We start from the raw sequence: 15,557 nt of genomic DNA on the forward strand, positions 1-15,557 counted from the left end.
GTATCAGGAGCATTACGATGAGCGGCAAGAACAACATCATCAGTCAACTTGAAGCAGAACAGATGACCAAGGAACTCCCAGCGTTTGCGCCGGGTGACACCGTGGTTGTTCAGGTTCGCGTTAAAGAAGGTAGCCGTGAGCGTCTGCAGGCGTTCGAAGGTGTGGTTATCGGTAAGCGCAACCGTGGCATGAACTCTTCCTTCACTGTGCGTAAGATCTCTTACGGCGTGGGTGTTGAGCGTACTTTCCAGACTTATTCTTCTCTGGTAGACAGCGTAAGCGTGAAGCGTCGTGGTGACGTTCGTCAGGCTAAGCTTTACTACCTGCGCGACCTGTCTGGTAAGGCAGCTCGTATCAAGGAAAAGCTGGGCTGATATCGGCTCGACCGATCAGTACCGAAAAAAGCAGCCCCAGCGGCTGCTTTTTTTGTGCTTAAATTTCGGTTTTGCGTGAGCTGTGGGGTGGCTTTTGATCAGAGCTGAAGATGAATCGCTGATTGCCAGGTTTGCCGATGCCGTTTGGCTTGAGGACGGTTTGGGTGAAAAGACCCGATCGGCCTATGCCAGTGATTTGTCGGGGCTGTCGCTGTGGTTGCAGGAGCAGCCCGGAGCGCCCACTTTGCGATCAGCGGCACGTACCGACCTGTTGGCGTGGATGTCGAGAGGAATGGCGGATGGTCTGAAGGCGAGCACTGCGGCGCGCCGACTCTCGGGAATTCGGCGTTTTTATCGCTTTTTGTTGCGGGAAGGGCTGATCGAGATAGATCCAACCTTGCGGATCGACAGTCCGCGTTTGCCTCGGCGATTACCTGACACGCTGACAGAAACCGATGTTGAGCGGTTGTTGGCGGAGCCGGACCCAGAATTGCCGCTGGAATTGCGTGACCGGGCTATGCTCGAGATTTTGTATGGTTGTGGTTTGCGTGTCACCGAACTTACCGGTCTGAGCGTTGATCAGGTCAATCTTCGCCAAGGCGTGGTTCGTGTCAGTGGTAAAGGTGGCAAGGAGCGTTTGGTACCGCTGGGTGAGGAGGCGGTGGATTGGCTGGTACGCTACATGAGGGAGGCGCGCGGTGAACTCTTGAAAGGAAAGAGCAGCGATGCCCTGTTTCCCGGAAACCGCGCCAGCGCGATGACGCGGCAGACATTTTGGTACCGTATAAAGCTGTACGCATCGCGATCCGGCATCCATAAGCATTTGTCCCCTCACACCCTGCGGCACGCGTTCGCGACGCACTTGCTCAACCATGGCGCCGATTTGCGGGTGGTTCAGATGCTGCTTGGTCATTCGGATCTTTCAACCACGCAGATTTATACTCACGTCGCCCGTCAGCGATTACAGGATCTTCACCAGACACACCATCCCAGAGGCTGATCTGGTATGGTGTGGGATTGAACTTTTGCGTTTGCTCTGTGTCGCACTCAGGCAAGAAGGTGGTCTATTGTGTGTCCGCCGGCGAGTGGGGCTGGAGTCCCGAAATCCTTAAACAACAAGGTAAGTGCTAACTCATGAAGCTGAAAACTTTGGCCGCGGTTGCTGGTCTGATGGTGTCTCTGCTTGCTGCGCCCGTGGTGAGTGCCGGTGAAATCGAAGAAACCATTACTGAACGTTTGACACAGGCGGTACCGGGCTTGCGGATTATGTCGGTGCGTGCATCCGAAGCTCCGGGCCTTTATGAAGTGCAGAGCAGTAACGGTGACACCATCTACACCACGGAAGACGGGATCTATCTGTTAACCGGTGATCTGTTGAAAATTACCGATAACGGTATAGCCAACGTAACCGAAGAGGCTCGCGCCCAGGTTCGTCAGCAGCAAATGGCAGATTTTGGTGACGACGGGGTTATTTCTTACCCGGCGAAAGGCAAGCAGAAAGCCGTTATCGATGTGTTTACCGATATCGATTGTCCCTACTGCCGAAAGCTGCACGATGAAGTGCCGCAACTCAATGATTACGGTATTACCGTTAACTATTATGCTTTCCCGCGTTCGGGCCCCAATACGCCGTCGTTCCGGAAATACGAGTCGGTGTGGTGTGCGGATGATCAGCAGGGTGCGATGGATGCGGCCAAAGGTGGCAAGTCGGTGCCAGGCAAGACCTGTGAGAATCCGGTCGCGGATCAGTATCGTCTGGGCGGCAAGGTCGGTGTGACCGGAACTCCTGCCATTGTTCTGGAAGACGGCAACATGATTCGGGGGTATGTGCCGGCCCGGAATCTGGCAGAAGGTCTTGGCCTGCTATAACTGTTACCGGCCGTTCGTTTGAGCGGCCGCTTCCCACTGTTTGAAACGTAACCGATTCAGGGCTTATTCACGCGCGTCCGAATCGGTATACTATGCCCCCTATTGCAATCCATCAGCACCCCGAGCGGGATCAGAGGTGAGAGCTTGAAAGACGTTAATGTCGGAATTTGCGGATTAGGAACCGTAGGCGGCGGAACATTCAATGTCCTGACTCGCAACGCGGCGATTATTTCGGGCCGTATCGGCTGTAATATTCGAATTGCCCGGGTGGCTAGCCGAAAGCGCCGGGACGATCTTGAACTGGGTGATATTCCGTTCAGTACCGACATTTTTGATGTGGTGAATGATACCAACGTTGACGTTGTCGTTGAGTTGATCGGGGGCTATGACGTTGCCCGTGAGCTGGTGTTGACTGCCATCGCCAACGGTAAACATGTGGTTACGGCTAACAAGGCCCTGATTGCCGTTCACGGTAATGAAATCTTCGAAGCCGCTGAAAAGGCAGGCGTTGTTGTAGCCTACGAAGCCGGCGTAGCTGGCGGTATTCCAGTGATCAAAGCGGTTCGTGAAGGGTTGGCTGCCAACCGCATCGACACCATAGCCGGAATCATCAACGGTACCGGTAACTTTATTTTGACTGAAATGCGCGCTGGCCGCCCGTTTGATGAAGTGCTGAAAGAAGCACAGGCGCTGGGTTACGCAGAAGCCGACCCCACCTTCGACGTTGAAGGTATCGATGCAGCCCACAAGCTCACAATTTTGGCTTCTGCCGGTATCGGGGTTCCGCTGCAATTCGAAAAAGCCTACACCGAAGGGATTTCATCGTTGACGCCGAGTGATATCGCTCACGCAGAGCTGCTGGGCTACCGGGTTAAACATCTGGGGATTGCCCGTCGCCGTGACGAGGGTATCGAATTGCGAGTTCACCCCACACTGGTTCCGAAAACCCATCTGATTGCTCAGGTAGATGGTGTGCTGAACGCTGTCATGGTAGACGGTGATGCCGTCGGTCAAACCATGTATTACGGCCCGGGTGCAGGTGACGAAGCCACTGCTTCTGCAGTGATTGCTGATATTGTTGACGTAGCCCGAGTGGTCGCGAGTGCAAGCTCGCAGAAAGTACCGTATCTGGGCTTCACACCGGATGCGCTGGAAGATCTGCCGGTGCTGCCGATGGAAGAGATCCAGTCCGCCTACTACTTGCGGATTCAGGCGTTTGACCGCCCGGGTGTGCTGGCCAAGATTGCATCGATTCTGAGTGAGCATGGCATCAATATTGAATCGATCATGCAGAAAGAATCCGAGTTTGCGGACGGCCGAATTCCGGTCATCATCCTGACCCATACGGTGCAGGAGCGTCAGATGAATCTGGCCATTGAAGAAATGGAATCGCTGGTCGACGTAGACGGCTCCGTTGTCCGCATCCGCGCAGAAAATTTTAACTAACAGGTACGCACGTGAGATACATCAGCACACGGGGCGAAGCTCCCGCTTTAGGCTTCGAAGACGTTCTTCTGACTGGACTGGCAACCGACGGTGGCCTATACGTACCGGAGTCGCTGCCGCACTTCAGTCTGGAAGAGATTCGCAGCTGGCGGGGTCTCCCTTATGCCGAGCTGGCCTTTAAGGTCATGTACCCGTTTGTCGAAGATGCCATTCCGGCTGACGATTTCCGCACAATGCTGGACGAAACCTACAGCGGTTTTGCCCACCAGTCCGTAGCGCCGCTGGTGCAGCTCGACAGCAATGAATGGGTGATGGAACTGTTCCGTGGTCCCACGCTGGCCTTCAAAGACTTCGCGCTGCAATTGCTCGGACGCTTGCTCGACTATGTGCTTGAAAAGCGCAAGCAGCACGTGGTTATCATGGGGGCGACTTCGGGGGATACCGGTTCTGCGGCCATCGAAGGTTGCCGACGTTGCGAACACGTCGATATCTTCATCTTGCATCCGTATCAGCGTGTGTCGGAAGTCCAGCGCCGCCAGATGACGACGGTACAGGGCGATAACATCCACAACATTGCCGTAAAAGGTAACTTTGACGACTGCCAGCGCATGGTCAAGGAAAGCTTCGGTGATCAGTCGTTCCTGGGCGGTAAAACCCAGTTGGCCGCTGTTAACTCCATCAACTGGGCGCGGATCATGGCCCAGATTGTCTACTACTTCCAGGCATCCCTAGCGCTGGGCGGGCCTGACCGCAGCATGGCGTTCTCCGTGCCCACCGGTAACTTCGGCGATATCTTCGCCGGTTATTTGGCGAAGAAAATGGGCTTGCCGATCAGCCAGCTGGTGATCGCCACCAACCGTAACGATATTCTGCATCGCTTCATGAGCGGTAATCGTTATGAGAAGCAGCAATTGGAGCACACGCTGTCGCCGAGTATGGACATCATGGTGTCCAGCAACTTCGAGCGTCTGCTGTTTGACCTGCACGGTCGTGATGGCGCTGCGGTGAAGGAGCTGTTGGAAAACGCAAGCAAAGGCCCGGTCAGCATCGAGGATTATCGTTGGAAGTCGGCCCGCAAGCTGTTCGACAGCGACGCGGTAGACGACAAAACCACCTGCGATACCATCCGTGAGATCTACGAGCAGAACGAATACCTGCTTGATCCGCATACCGCGATTGGTGTGCGCGCTGCCCGCAATTGCCGCCGTGACGCGACGGTTCCGATGATTACCTTGGGCACCGCACACCCGGCCAAGTTCCCGGATGCCATTGTGGAGTCCGGCTTGTCTGTGAAGCCGCAGTTGCCGCCCCACATGGCGGATCTGTTTGAGCGGGAAGAGCGTTATACCGTTCTGGAGAACGATCTGGCCGAGGTGCAGGGCTTTTTGGCCAAGCACTGGAAAAATGCCTGATCCGGCATGACTCCTAAAAAGATCCTGCGTCGCCCCCAGCCGGCTGGTAGTTCGGAGTGGGGGCATAGCCTGCCTCCCATCCTTCGTCGGCTATACGCCGCCCGAGGGGTGCATTCCGACGATCAGCTCCAGTACACTTTGAAACACTTGGCGTCGCCGATGCAATTGCGAGGCATAGACCGAGCGGTGGAGTTGCTGGCCGATGCCGTTGTTGAAAAGCAGCGTGTCATGATTCTGGGTGATTTCGACGCAGACGGAGCCACCAGTACCGCGGTTGCGATGCTTGGTTTGTCTATGTTGGGCGTGTCATCGGTCGATTTCCGGGTGCCGAGTCGCTTCTCTGATGGTTACGGGCTAACGCCAGGAATTATCCATCGATTGCAGGAAGAAGGAGAGTTGCCCGACCTCTTGGTGACGGTCGATAACGGAATCTCCGCCATCGAAGGTGTGCGGGCCGCCCGTGATCTCGGGATCAAAGTTGTCGTTACCGATCATCACCTGGCTGGAGAAGAGCTGCCAGACGCAGATGCGATCGTGAACCCCAATCAGCCCGGTTGCCCGTTCTTGAGCAAGAACGCGGCGGGCGTGGGTGTTATGTTCTACGTGCTGACCGCGCTGAGAAAGCACCTGCGCGACCGCAGCCTACTACCGAATCCTGAGCCTAATCTGGGCGCTCTGCTGGATCTGGTTGCCTTGGGGACGGTGGCCGACGTTGTACCGCTCGATCATAACAACCGAATCTTCGTAGAGCAGGGTATACGCCGCATCCGTAAAGGCGAGGCGCGCCCCGGTATATTGGCGCTGTTAAAAGTAGCGGGCCGGGATCACACGGAAATCAGTTCTACCGATCTGGGCTTTGTTGTTGGCCCCCGCCTAAATGCTGCCGGCCGCTTGGATGACATGAGCATCGGCATTGCCTGCCTGCTCGCCGATAATCCGGATGAAGCCTTGCGCCTTGCGCAGGAACTGGACACCTTCAATCGCGAACGTCGCACCATTGAAAAAGACATGAAGCAGCAAGCGCAAGAATTGCTGGCCTCTATGTCACTCGACATTGCCGGTTTGCCTTGGGGCTTGGCATTGTTTGATCCGGATTGGCATCAGGGAGTAATCGGCATTCTTGCCGCCAGAATTCGAGAGCAGACCCATCGCCCGACGATTGCGTTTGCACCGGATGACGATGGTGTTAGCTTGAAAGGCTCCGCCCGCTCCATTCCCGGCCTGCACATCCGCGATGCCCTCGCTGTGGTGGATGCCAAATCACCGGGCTTGATGAAAAAATTCGGCGGCCACGCCATGGCCGCCGGCATGACCATTGCCCGAGATGATCTCGAAGCATTCAGCAAAGCCTTCGACGAGGCGGTGCGAGATACCCTGAAGCCAGAAGACCTTGAGGCGGCCATTATCACCGACGGTCCGTTGGCCCCTGCAGAACTGAACCTCGATACCGCTTACTTGCTCAAACGCAGCGGCCCTTGGGGGCAACACTTCCCGGAGCCGCTGTTTGATGGTGAATTCAAAGTCGTCAGCCAGCGCATTGTCGGTGAAAATCACCTGAAACTGGTGCTGCAGCCTGCAGAAGGCGGCGGTATTATTGATGCCATCGCCTTTAACACCGGCCCCGAAGTGCCGGATTACACCCGCTCGGGCGCCCGGGTGGTCTACAAGCCGGATGCCAATACCTTCCGTGGGCGGACTAACCTGCAGTTGATGGTGGATTACCTTGAGCCGCTGAATCTGGATGGGGTCTGACCCCGAGGGGGCAGGCCTCTTTCTATTTGCCGCGTCTCTCGGAAAGCCCTACCTCGTAGGGTGCTTGCACCCACCTACGAATAGCTGATTTAACGCACGAATTCCGGTAGAATTCGCCCTCAGTTTTTATCGCACCATTTTCCAAAGCGAGACAAGGTTTCATGGAAATTAATCCCATAGTGACGAAGATCAAAGAGCTTCGCGAGCGCACCGAAGCGCTTAGGGGGTATCTTTGACTACGATCAGCGAAGCGAACGTCTGGTCGAAGTAGAACGCGAACTTGAACTCCCAACCGTATGGGACGATCCGGAGCGTGCCCAGTCACTGGGTAAAGAGCGTTCTGACCTTGAGCTGATCGTCAGAACCATTGATAACCTCACCTCCGGCCTGGCCGATGCAGAAAGCCTGCTCGAAATGGCCGTAGAAGAGGACGACGAAGGCACCGTGCAGGAAATCGAGGCCGATCTTGAAGGTCTTGATAAAGAACTCGAGAAACTCGAATTCCGCCGTATGTTCTCCGGTGAAATGGACGCCAATAACGCCTACCTGGAAATTCAGGCCGGCTCTGGCGGCACCGAAGCGCAAGACTGGGGCAATATGCTGCTGCGTATGTACCTGCGCTGGGCCGAGCGCCGGGGCTTCAAAGCTGAAATCGTCGAACTTCAGGAAGGTGAAGTCGCGGGCATCAAAAGCGCGACCATTCATATTCAGGGTGACTATGCCTACGGTTGGCTTCGGACCGAGACCGGCGTTCATCGCCTGGTACGTAAGTCGCCGTTCGATTCAGGTAATCGCCGGCATACTTCGTTCTCTTCCGTGTTCATCTCTCCGGAAGTGGATGACAGCTTTGAGATCGACATCAACCCGGCGGACTTGCGCGTTGACGTATACCGCGCCTCGGGCGCTGGTGGTCAGCACGTAAACCGGACCGAATCAGCGGTACGACTGACCCACAACCCCACCGGAATTGTGGTGGCGTGTCAGGCTGGCCGAAGCCAGCACCAGAACAAAGATCAGGCGATGAAACAGCTGAAAGCCAAGCTGTTCGAGCGTGAGATGCAATTGCGCAACGCCGAAAAACAGAAGCAGGAAGACTCTAAGTCTGACATCGGCTGGGGTAGCCAGATCCGCTCATACGTGCTGGACGACAGCCGTATCAAAGATCTTCGCACCAAGGTGGAAACCAGCAACACCCAGTCCGTGCTCGATGGTGACATCGACAAGTTTATCGAAGCCAGTCTGAAGATGGCGCTGTAATCAGCGCCATTCAACCCGAACCGGACCCCCCGACTTCTTAGTGAGCTAACATGACCGAACATACCCCGAACGCGACCCAGCCCGAGGACAACAAGCTGATTGCGGAGCGCCGCGCCAAACTGGCTAACCTGCGAGAGCAGGGCAATGCGTTTCCGAACGATTTCCGCCGCGATGCCACCGCCGCCGAGCTGCAGGAAAAATACGGCGACAAGTCCAAAGAAGAACTGGAAGCCATGGGCATTGAAGTGGCGATTGCTGGCCGCATGATGCTCGACCGCAAGGCGTTCAAAGTGGTTCAGGATATGACTGGCCGCATTCAGATCTACGCCACTAAAGATGTCCAGAAAGACACCAAGCACTGGGATCTTGGCGACATCGTGGGGGTGCGCGGCGTGCTGTGCAAGTCCGGAAAGGGCGACCTTTACGTGTCGATGGACGAGTACACACTGCTTACCAAGTCGCTGCGTCCGTTGCCCGAGAAGCATAAAGGCCTGACCGACACCGAAGCGCGTTATCGCCATCGTTACGTTGATTTGATGATGAACGAAGACAGCCGCCGGGTTTTCTTCGCGCGCTCTAAGATCATCAACGTAATGCGCCAGTACTTCACCGAGCGTGATTTCATGGAAGTCGAAACACCGATGCTGCAGGTGATTCCCGGTGGTGCGACTGCTCGTCCGTTCGTGACCCATCACAACGCTCTGGGTATTGATATGTACCTGCGGATTGCGCCGGAGCTTTACCTGAAGCGCCTGGTTGTGGGTGGTTTTGAGCGGGTGTTCGAAATCAACCGTAACTTCCGTAACGAAGGTCTGTCGACCCGTCACAACCCGGAATTCACCATGGTTGAGTTTTATCAGGCTTACGCCGATTACAACGACCTGATGGATCTGACCGAAGACATGCTGCGTACCATCGCTGAAAAAGTGCTGGGTACGACCACGGTTACCAATACGCGCGTACTGAAAGACGGTACTGAAGAAACGGTTGAGTACGACTTCGGCAAGCCGTTTGAGCGATTGACCGTTGTGGACGCAATATTGCGCTATAACCCGGAATTCACCCGCGAGCAGCTGGCTGACGAAGCGCAGGCACGTGAGCTGGCGAAAGGACTTGGTATCAAGGTCAAGGACATCTGGGGCTTGGGTAAGGTGCAAATCGAGATCTTCGAAGAGACCGCCGAGCATCGCTTGATGCAGCCGACGTTCATAACCGAGTACCCGAAAGAAGTGTCGCCGCTGGCTCGTTGCAAAGACAGCGATCCGTTTGTCACTGAGCGATTCGAGTTCTTTGTGGGTGGCCGTGAAATCGCCAATGGTTTCTCGGAGCTGAACGATGCGGAAGATCAGGCGGAGCGCTTCAAGGCTCAGGTTGCCGAGAAAGATGCCGGCGACGACGAAGCCATGTTCTACGATGACGACTACGTGATGGCTCTGGAATACGGCTTGCCGCCGACCGCAGGTGAAGGTATCGGCATCGACCGCTTGGCCATGATGCTGACCGATTCGCCGTCGATCCGTGACGTGATTCTGTTCCCGGCCATGCGCCCAGAGCACAAAGCCGAACAGAGCGCCGGAGACGAATAAGGCATGCACCCGGTCGAGGCGCTGGCTCAGGAGCTGAAGCCCGGGCGCGGCTGGGATCAGTGGCTGGCGGACGAGTTCCGTCAGCCCTATATGCATCGTCTGGCGGAATTTCTGGCGGACGAAGAGCGCGCCGGAAAGACGCTATTCCCGCCGAAGCCACAGCTGTTCAATGCCCTGAACAGCACACCGCTGCAGCAGGTCAAAGTGGTTATTCTGGGGCAAGACCCGTATCACGGTCCGGGTCAGGCTCACGGCTTGTGTTTCTCTGTCTCTCCCGGCGTACCAACGCCACCTTCCCTGACGAATATCTTCAAAGAAATCCAGCAAGATCTGGGCCTTGCGCCACCGGGGCACGGCTGCTTGCAGTCGTGGGCGGAGCAGGGCGTTTTGTTGCTGAATGCTGTCTTGACGGTTGAGCAGGGTAAGGCGGGCGCTCATCAAGGCAAAGGTTGGGAAACCTTTACGGATCGGGTGATCGAGCTGGTTAATCAACAGCGAGAGGGGGTGGTGTTCCTGCTCTGGGGTAGTTACGCCAGGAAGAAAGGGCAGATCATTGATCGGGATCGCCATTTGGTGCTGGAAGGGCCTCACCCATCACCGCTCAGTGCCTACCGCGGCTTCTTCGGGTGTCAGCATTTTTCACGTGCCAACCATTGGTTGCTTGAGAACCACCAGAGCCCGATAGATTGGGCTCTGGCTTCTTCGTCGCAGCAGGAGCTGCTTGATTTCTAGTTGAGCCTCGTTTAACCGAGCAGTGCCATGGCTGCTTCCATCTGGGCGCTCAGATCTTCTTCCTCTGCCATGTTCATTTCGGGGTCCAATCCCAGCCGGCTGAACGCTGAAATAGAGGCAAAATCCATCTCATTCCAACGGTGACTGGTACCAGCAACCCGTTGCAGGTTAGCGATCATCACGAGGTCTGCGTGGTCGGCTTTAGGTACGTCGCGCTGGAAGTTTGCATACTCCAACGGCACATTTTGCAGCGCTTCCGGAAATTGCCACTTTTTCAGGATCATGCTGCCAATGCGAGGGTGCAGCTCTTCGATCACTGCGTCCAGTACGATGCCGCTCAGCTCCAGGCTCTTATCTTCAACATAGCGAAGAATCGGAAGCACGCCGATCAGGTGCACCAGCCCGGCCAGTGTGGCTTGGTCCGGTCTTAACTTGGTGTAGTGCTGAGCCAGGACATGACAGATGCCGGCAACTTCCGTGCTGGCCTGCCATGTTGCCCGAAGCCGCTTGTCCACCATGTCAGAGGTAGCCTGAAACATTTGCTCCATGGCCAGCCCCATGGCCAGGTTGCTGGTATAGGCCATGCCGAGGCGACTTACCGCCATGTTCAGGTTTTCAATGGCGCGGGTGCCACGGAACAACGGGCTGTTGCAAACGCGAATGATGCGGGCAGACAGTGCCGTGTCGTTACTGATTACCGTCACCAAATCCGCAATCGAGGTATCTTCCGATTCTGCGATCTCCCGGACTTGCAGGGCCGCTTCGGGCAGCGTCGGCAAGATTAACTTGTCGTTCTCGATGGCGCTGGTCAGGTCCGCTTTAATGGTCTCGATAATGTCTGCCATGGTCCGTCTGTTTCCGCTTGAATGGGGCCCTCAAACCGGGCTCAGTGTATGGCTGCATTTATACCAAATAACGGCGCTCATTCCTGTCAACTTATGTATCAGAAGGTTGCTGTTCGGGCACCGCATAAGGTAATTGCTCGAGTTTGATACGTGCCTCAGCCAGCCCGTCCAAAGACAGACGTTTTGTACTGGCGTCATGACGAATGACGGCCAGCATTTCGCCTTCCTGTTCACCGGTCATCAAGGCGTTGACCACTTCACCGACAGCTTTATCGCCAGCCAGCAGCTTGGTGCCGACGGCAGGAGCCTGTTGAGTGTTGTTGAAAGATAGTCGGTAAAGGCTTTTTTTCAACTGGCCAAGAAAGTGCATGCGAGCAATGACTTCCTGTCCGGTATAACAGCCTTTCTTGAAGTGTACGCCCTGCAAGTGCTGGAGATTCAGCATTTGCGGTACGTAGGCTTCCCGGGAGGCCTCCGTCAGCCAGGGGACACCGGCGGAAATGCTCGATGCCAACCACTGCTCCAGTGGAAGTTCTGCGATATCGTCGGGAACCGGTAGCTCGCCTGTCGATTGCCACCATTCGTAGCGCGCGATGTTGTCGGCGGTGTTTTCGATGCGGATCAGATGGCTGTCACCGGCTTTCAGTGCTTGGCCCGGTTCGGTCAAAGAGCGTGCGCCTTCGCCGGCCACCGAGATGGCCGAGGCTTCGCCGAGCAAGCCGATGATCCGGTTGTCAGGCAGCGTTTCCATAGTGGTGCCACGAAACAGCATCAGATATTTTTTCAGATGAGCAATGCTGGCTTCGGCCTGCGCGGCATCGAAGTCCATTAACAGGTCGTCGCCGTCCCGCACCAGACGGGTCAAGCAATAGGCGCGCCCCTTGTGAGTGCAGGCAGCGGCTCTGAGCGACTGGTTGTGAGTGACCTCGTCCACGTGCTGTGTGAACTGGCCTTGCACAAACTTGTCGGCTCCCGGTCCGCTGATGCGGGCCATGACCCGGTCGCTCAACAGAGCGTAACCGTTCGAAATTGCGAGTGGCTGTAAATCCTGTCTACTCACTATCGTCTCCAGAATTAATGCAAAGAAGTGTTGTGACCGCGTTCAGTCGAACCGGTGCGAAGTAACATCCGTAGGCGCCTGAAGGCTGAGTCGTTGGTGTTCGATTTAAGGGCGCCGAGATTACCGGTAATGATCGTCATCATCCGCCCTGATTTTCGAGTGTTGGTTTTGAACTGAAGAATCGCTAATCCGGGGCTCATAAAACTGGCGTTGGTTACCTTTACCGGTAGCTCGTGGCCGTTGGCTAACCGGCATGTTAGCCCTGTGGTGTCGTTGGATACAGCGACAATGGAGTTTGGCTTATTCAGTAAACCGAAGCGCTGAAAGGCTGCGCGCCCCAGCGCGAGCGCCGGGATCACGAAGAGCGTTAACAGGAGTGACGTCTCCTGCGCTGCTATAACGGTGCAAACCGCCAGCACAACCCAGGGAAGCGATGCGATAAGGCCGGCAGTCGAGGAGGGGCTCAGTGTTAGCTCAATCCGGTTGGACACGGTTCAGAATCATCTCGACGATGCGGCGGAGATCCGGATCCTCGGGTTTGCTCCGTTGCATAAACCATTCAAACATATCGGCATCTTCGCAGCTCAACAGTTTACGGTAACGTGCCTGGTCTTCCGGTTCGAGGTCTCGGTAAACTTCTTCCAGGAAAGGCAGAAGCAGAACGTCCAGTTCCAGCATGCCGCGACGGCTGTGCCACCAAAGACGGTGGAACTCAGTGTGCGCATTGGTTTCTTGGGTGTCGGCCATAACGGGTTCCGTGTTTGAAAGTTTGTTGAAGGCTCCGGCTCAAGGAGCCAGAGTTCGATAAGTTGTCGGCACCAGAACAGTGTCACGGGCCTCGCCCTGAGCTTGCGGATAGTCCAGCGTATAATGCAGCCCTCGGCTCTCTTTGCGTTGCAGCGCAGAGCAAATGATCAGATCTGATATGGTGACCAAATTCCGTAATTCAATGAGGTCGTTGGTCACCCGGTAGTTACTGTAGAACTCGTTGATCTCACCCTGCAGCAGGTCAACCCGGTGTTTGGCACGGTGCAGGCGTTTGGTGGTTCTCACAATGCCGACGTAATCCCACATGAAATGGCGCAACTCGTCCCAGTTATGGGAAATGATCACGTCTTCATCAGAATCCCGAACCTGGCTTTCGTCCCATCCGGGCACCGAGGGCGCGGTGGGGATGTCTGCTTCACGGCGAGCAATGTCCTGAGCCGCAGCACGGCCATACACCAAACATTCCAGTAGCGAATTGCTGGCCATGCGGTTGGCGCCATGAAGGCCGGTAAAAGCTGCTTCGCCAACAACATAGAGCTGGTTAATGTCGGTTCGGGCGCGCTCGTCGCTGATGATGCCACCGCAGGTGTAGTGGGCTGCAGGTACAACGGGAATCGGATCTTTGGTGATGTCGATGCCGAATCCGAGGCATTTTTCGTAAATTGTCGGGAAGTGGTGCTTGATGAAATCGGCCGGTTTGTGGCTGATGTCCAGATACAGGTGATCTGCCCCCAGGCGCTTCATTTCGTGGTCGATGGCCCGGGCAACCACATCACGAGGGGCCAGCTCGGCACGGTCGTCGAATTTGTCCATAAATCGGCTGCCATCGGGCAGCTTCAGCACGCCGCCTTCACCGCGAACCGCTTCGGTGATCAGGAAGGATTTGGCGTGAGGGTGATATAAGCACGTTGGGTGGAACTGATTGAATTCCATGTTGGCGACTCTGCAGCCGGCCCGCCAGGCCATGGCGATTCCGTCACCGGAAGCCCCGTCAGGATTGGTGGTGTAGCGGTACGCCTTGGAAGCACCGCCGGTTGCGACAACCGTGAAACGGGCGCGGTAAAGCTCAACGTGGTTATCCTCGAGGTTTAACACATAGGCACCCACGCAACGGTTGCCCGGTAGCGAAAGGTTTCGGTTGGTGATCAGATCAACCGCGACCCGGCCAGATTTAAGCTCGATATTTCGCTTGGCTGCGGCCTGGCTGGCGAGCGTGGTGGATACGGCCTGACCGGTAGCGTCGGCTGCGTGAATGATACGCCGGTGGCTGTGGCCGCCTTCTCGGGTCAGGTGGTATTGATCGTCGTTTTCTTTGCGGGTGAAGGTCACGCCGGATTCAATCAGCCAGTCGATGCTTGCTTTGCCATGCTCGACGGTAAACCGCACCGCATCTTCATGGCACAGGCCACCACCGGCATTGAGGGTGTCCTGAATATGGTTTTCAACGGAGTCGGTGGCATCGAGAACCGCAGCAATACCGCCTTGCGCCCAAAGCGTGGCTCCGGAACTGATGTCGGCTTTGCTGATGACGCAAACGCTCAGATGCTCTGGCAAATTCAAGGCGACGGTCAGTCCGGCAGCGCCGCTGCCAATAATAAGTACATCGTATTCGTAGGATTGTGGCATTGGGTTGTTGTCGCAGGCCATAATGTGGAAGTGTATTGAACTAAACTTTGTGCTTGCTGTCTATTTGGCCCGATGCATATGCCTCGAGCCGGTTGCTGTCGGCAACCTGGGTTCATGTCTGAACACCGGAATTACACAATGACACAAGCGAGCCGATTAAAAGCCACTCCGCTGGCCAAACAAACGGGACAATCCGTTGCGTCGTCCATGATTTCCAACACAGATTCTACATCGAGTGAACAGACTGAAAGCCAGACGGATTTGCAGCTGGTGCGTAAGGTTCGTCATGGGGATCGGGCCGCGTTCGACTTGTTGGTTGTAAAATACCAGTCTCGGGTTGCCTCGATTATCAGTCGCTATGTTTACGACAGCCACGAAGTGATGGATTTGGCGCAAGAAACGTTCATCAAAGCGTTTCGTGCTATCGACCGGTTCCGGGGTGACAGCGCATTTTACACCTGGCTGTATCGTATTGCGGTCAATACCGCAAAAAATCATCTTGAGGCCCGTGGCCGCCGCCCGCAAGCGTCGGCGGATTCATCCGAGGCGGAAAACTACGACGATGGCCGGCGTTTGCGTGACGTGGCTTCGCCAGAAAAACTTCTGCAAAAAGACCAGCTGCAAAAAGCGTTGGCCGAAGCGATTGCTGCGCTGCCCGAGGAACTAAGATCCGCTTTCTTGCTCAGAGAATATGACGGTCTCAGTTATGAAGACATTGCCCGGATTCTGGAGTGCCCGATCGGAACCGTCCGTTCCCGGATCTTCAGGGCCCGGGATGCAGTGGATCGCCATATTGGTCCACTTCTTAACCATTCAGTGACGTAAGTGAG

The 15,557-nt window shown here is 55.8% G+C and carries 15 protein-coding genes; 10 read left to right on the forward strand and 5 right to left on the reverse strand.

The window, feature by feature from the left end:
• Window positions 1–17 precede the first annotated feature (17 nt).
• The 9 genes from rplS to ung all read left to right on the forward strand — a co-directional run bounded on the left by rplS (window position 18) and on the right by ung (window position 10,428).
• The gene (gene rplS, locus Q9245_RS11625) at window positions 18–374 is read left to right on the forward strand and encodes a 50S ribosomal protein L19 (protein WP_114333033.1); all 357 of its coding nucleotides are present in this window, start codon (window positions 18–20) and stop codon (window positions 372–374) included.
• 97 nt (window positions 375–471) lie between these two features.
• A complete protein-coding gene (gene xerD / locus Q9245_RS11630) occupies window positions 472–1,374 on the forward strand; it encodes a site-specific tyrosine recombinase XerD (RefSeq protein WP_371824819.1) in 903 nt (300 codons plus the stop codon).
• Between the two features lie 134 nt (window positions 1,375–1,508).
• Entirely contained in the window at window positions 1,509–2,243 is a 735-nt protein-coding gene (locus Q9245_RS11635; protein ID WP_305897344.1) for a thioredoxin fold domain-containing protein, read from the forward strand.
• A 144-nt stretch (window positions 2,244–2,387) separates the two neighbouring features.
• Window positions 2,388–3,689 carry a homoserine dehydrogenase gene (locus Q9245_RS11640; RefSeq protein WP_305897345.1) on the forward strand — a complete coding sequence of 434 codons (1,302 nt, stop codon included), beginning with the start codon at window positions 2,388–2,390 and terminating at the stop codon, window positions 3,687–3,689.
• Between the two features lie 11 nt (window positions 3,690–3,700).
• On the forward strand, window positions 3,701–5,101 hold the full coding sequence (gene thrC / locus Q9245_RS11645) for a threonine synthase (protein ID WP_305897346.1): 1,401 nt from the start codon (window positions 3,701–3,703) through the stop codon (window positions 5,099–5,101).
• A gap of 6 nt (window positions 5,102–5,107) precedes the next feature.
• Entirely contained in the window at window positions 5,108–6,853 is a 1,746-nt protein-coding gene (gene recJ, locus Q9245_RS11650) for a single-stranded-DNA-specific exonuclease RecJ (RefSeq protein WP_305897347.1), read from the forward strand.
• A 161-nt stretch (window positions 6,854–7,014) separates the two neighbouring features.
• Window positions 7,015–8,110, forward strand: a protein-coding gene (gene prfB / locus Q9245_RS11655; RefSeq protein WP_114333037.1) for a peptide chain release factor 2 whose coding sequence is annotated in 2 segments (ribosomal slippage) — window positions 7,015–7,086 and window positions 7,088–8,110 — 1,095 coding nt in all. Because the reading frame shifts where the segments join, the coding sequence is not laid out codon by codon here.
• Window positions 8,111–8,160: 50 nt separating this feature from the next.
• The gene (gene lysS, locus Q9245_RS11660) at window positions 8,161–9,696 is read left to right on the forward strand and encodes a lysine--tRNA ligase (protein ID WP_305897348.1); all 1,536 of its coding nucleotides are present in this window, start codon (window positions 8,161–8,163) and stop codon (window positions 9,694–9,696) included.
• 3 nt (window positions 9,697–9,699) lie between these two features.
• Window positions 9,700–10,428 (forward strand): uracil-DNA glycosylase, encoded by a 729-nt coding sequence (gene ung, locus Q9245_RS11665; RefSeq protein WP_305897349.1) that lies wholly within the window; start codon window positions 9,700–9,702, stop codon window positions 10,426–10,428.
• Window positions 10,429–10,439: 11 nt separating this feature from the next.
• On the opposite strand, the gene Q9245_RS11670 is transcribed toward ung, so the two are convergent.
• The 5 genes from Q9245_RS11670 to nadB all read right to left on the reverse strand — a co-directional run bounded on the left by Q9245_RS11670 (window position 10,440) and on the right by nadB (window position 14,727).
• Window positions 10,440–11,273 (reverse strand): HDOD domain-containing protein, encoded by an 834-nt coding sequence (locus Q9245_RS11670; RefSeq protein ID WP_305897350.1) that lies wholly within the window; start codon window positions 11,271–11,273, stop codon window positions 10,440–10,442.
• Window positions 11,274–11,364: 91 nt separating this feature from the next.
• Window positions 11,365–12,333: a folate-binding protein YgfZ gene (locus Q9245_RS11675; RefSeq protein WP_305897351.1), complete on the reverse strand. Its 969-nt coding sequence runs from the start codon at window positions 12,331–12,333 to the stop codon at window positions 11,365–11,367.
• 14 nt (window positions 12,334–12,347) lie between these two features.
• Entirely contained in the window at window positions 12,348–12,824 is a 477-nt protein-coding gene (locus Q9245_RS11680; protein ID WP_305897352.1) for a hypothetical protein, read from the reverse strand.
• Window positions 12,808–13,080, reverse strand: coding sequence for a succinate dehydrogenase assembly factor 2 (locus Q9245_RS11685; protein WP_305897353.1), 273 nt, complete (start codon window positions 13,078–13,080; stop codon window positions 12,808–12,810). Before Q9245_RS11685 ends, Q9245_RS11680 begins: the two co-directional genes overlap by 17 nt.
• Before the next feature lie 39 nt (window positions 13,081–13,119).
• Window positions 13,120–14,727 (reverse strand): L-aspartate oxidase, encoded by a 1,608-nt coding sequence (gene nadB, locus Q9245_RS11690; protein ID WP_305897354.1) that lies wholly within the window; start codon window positions 14,725–14,727, stop codon window positions 13,120–13,122.
• 207 nt (window positions 14,728–14,934) lie between these two features.
• On the opposite strand from nadB, the gene rpoE reads away from it, so the two are divergent.
• Entirely contained in the window at window positions 14,935–15,552 is a 618-nt protein-coding gene (rpoE, locus tag Q9245_RS11695) for an RNA polymerase sigma factor RpoE (RefSeq protein WP_227664607.1), read from the forward strand.
• Window positions 15,553–15,557: the final 5 nt, after the last annotated feature.

The organism is Marinobacter sp. MDS2 (assembly GCF_030718085.1).
In the GTDB taxonomy this organism is placed as follows: Bacteria; Pseudomonadota; Gammaproteobacteria; order Pseudomonadales; family Oleiphilaceae; genus Marinobacter.

Coding starts and splice junctions, on each gene's coding strand:
- Q9245_RS11670 (WP_305897350.1), bottom strand. CDS start 11,273: ATGGCAGACATTATCGAGACCATTAAAGCGGACCTGACCAGCGCCATC.
- ung (WP_305897349.1), top strand. CDS start 9,700: ATGCACCCGGTCGAGGCGCTGGCTCAGGAGCTGAAGCCCGGGCGCGGC.
- recJ (WP_305897347.1), top strand. CDS start 5,108: ATGACTCCTAAAAAGATCCTGCGTCGCCCCCAGCCGGCTGGTAGTTCG.
- Q9245_RS11685 (WP_305897353.1), bottom strand. CDS start 13,080: ATGGCCGACACCCAAGAAACCAATGCGCACACTGAGTTCCACCGTCTT.
- nadB (WP_305897354.1), bottom strand. CDS start 14,727: ATGCCACAATCCTACGAATACGATGTACTTATTATTGGCAGCGGCGCT.
- Q9245_RS11635 (WP_305897344.1), top strand. CDS start 1,509: ATGAAGCTGAAAACTTTGGCCGCGGTTGCTGGTCTGATGGTGTCTCTG.
- rpoE (WP_227664607.1), top strand. CDS start 14,935: ATGATTTCCAACACAGATTCTACATCGAGTGAACAGACTGAAAGCCAG.
- lysS (WP_305897348.1), top strand. CDS start 8,161: ATGACCGAACATACCCCGAACGCGACCCAGCCCGAGGACAACAAGCTG.
- rplS (WP_114333033.1), top strand. CDS start 18: ATGAGCGGCAAGAACAACATCATCAGTCAACTTGAAGCAGAACAGATG.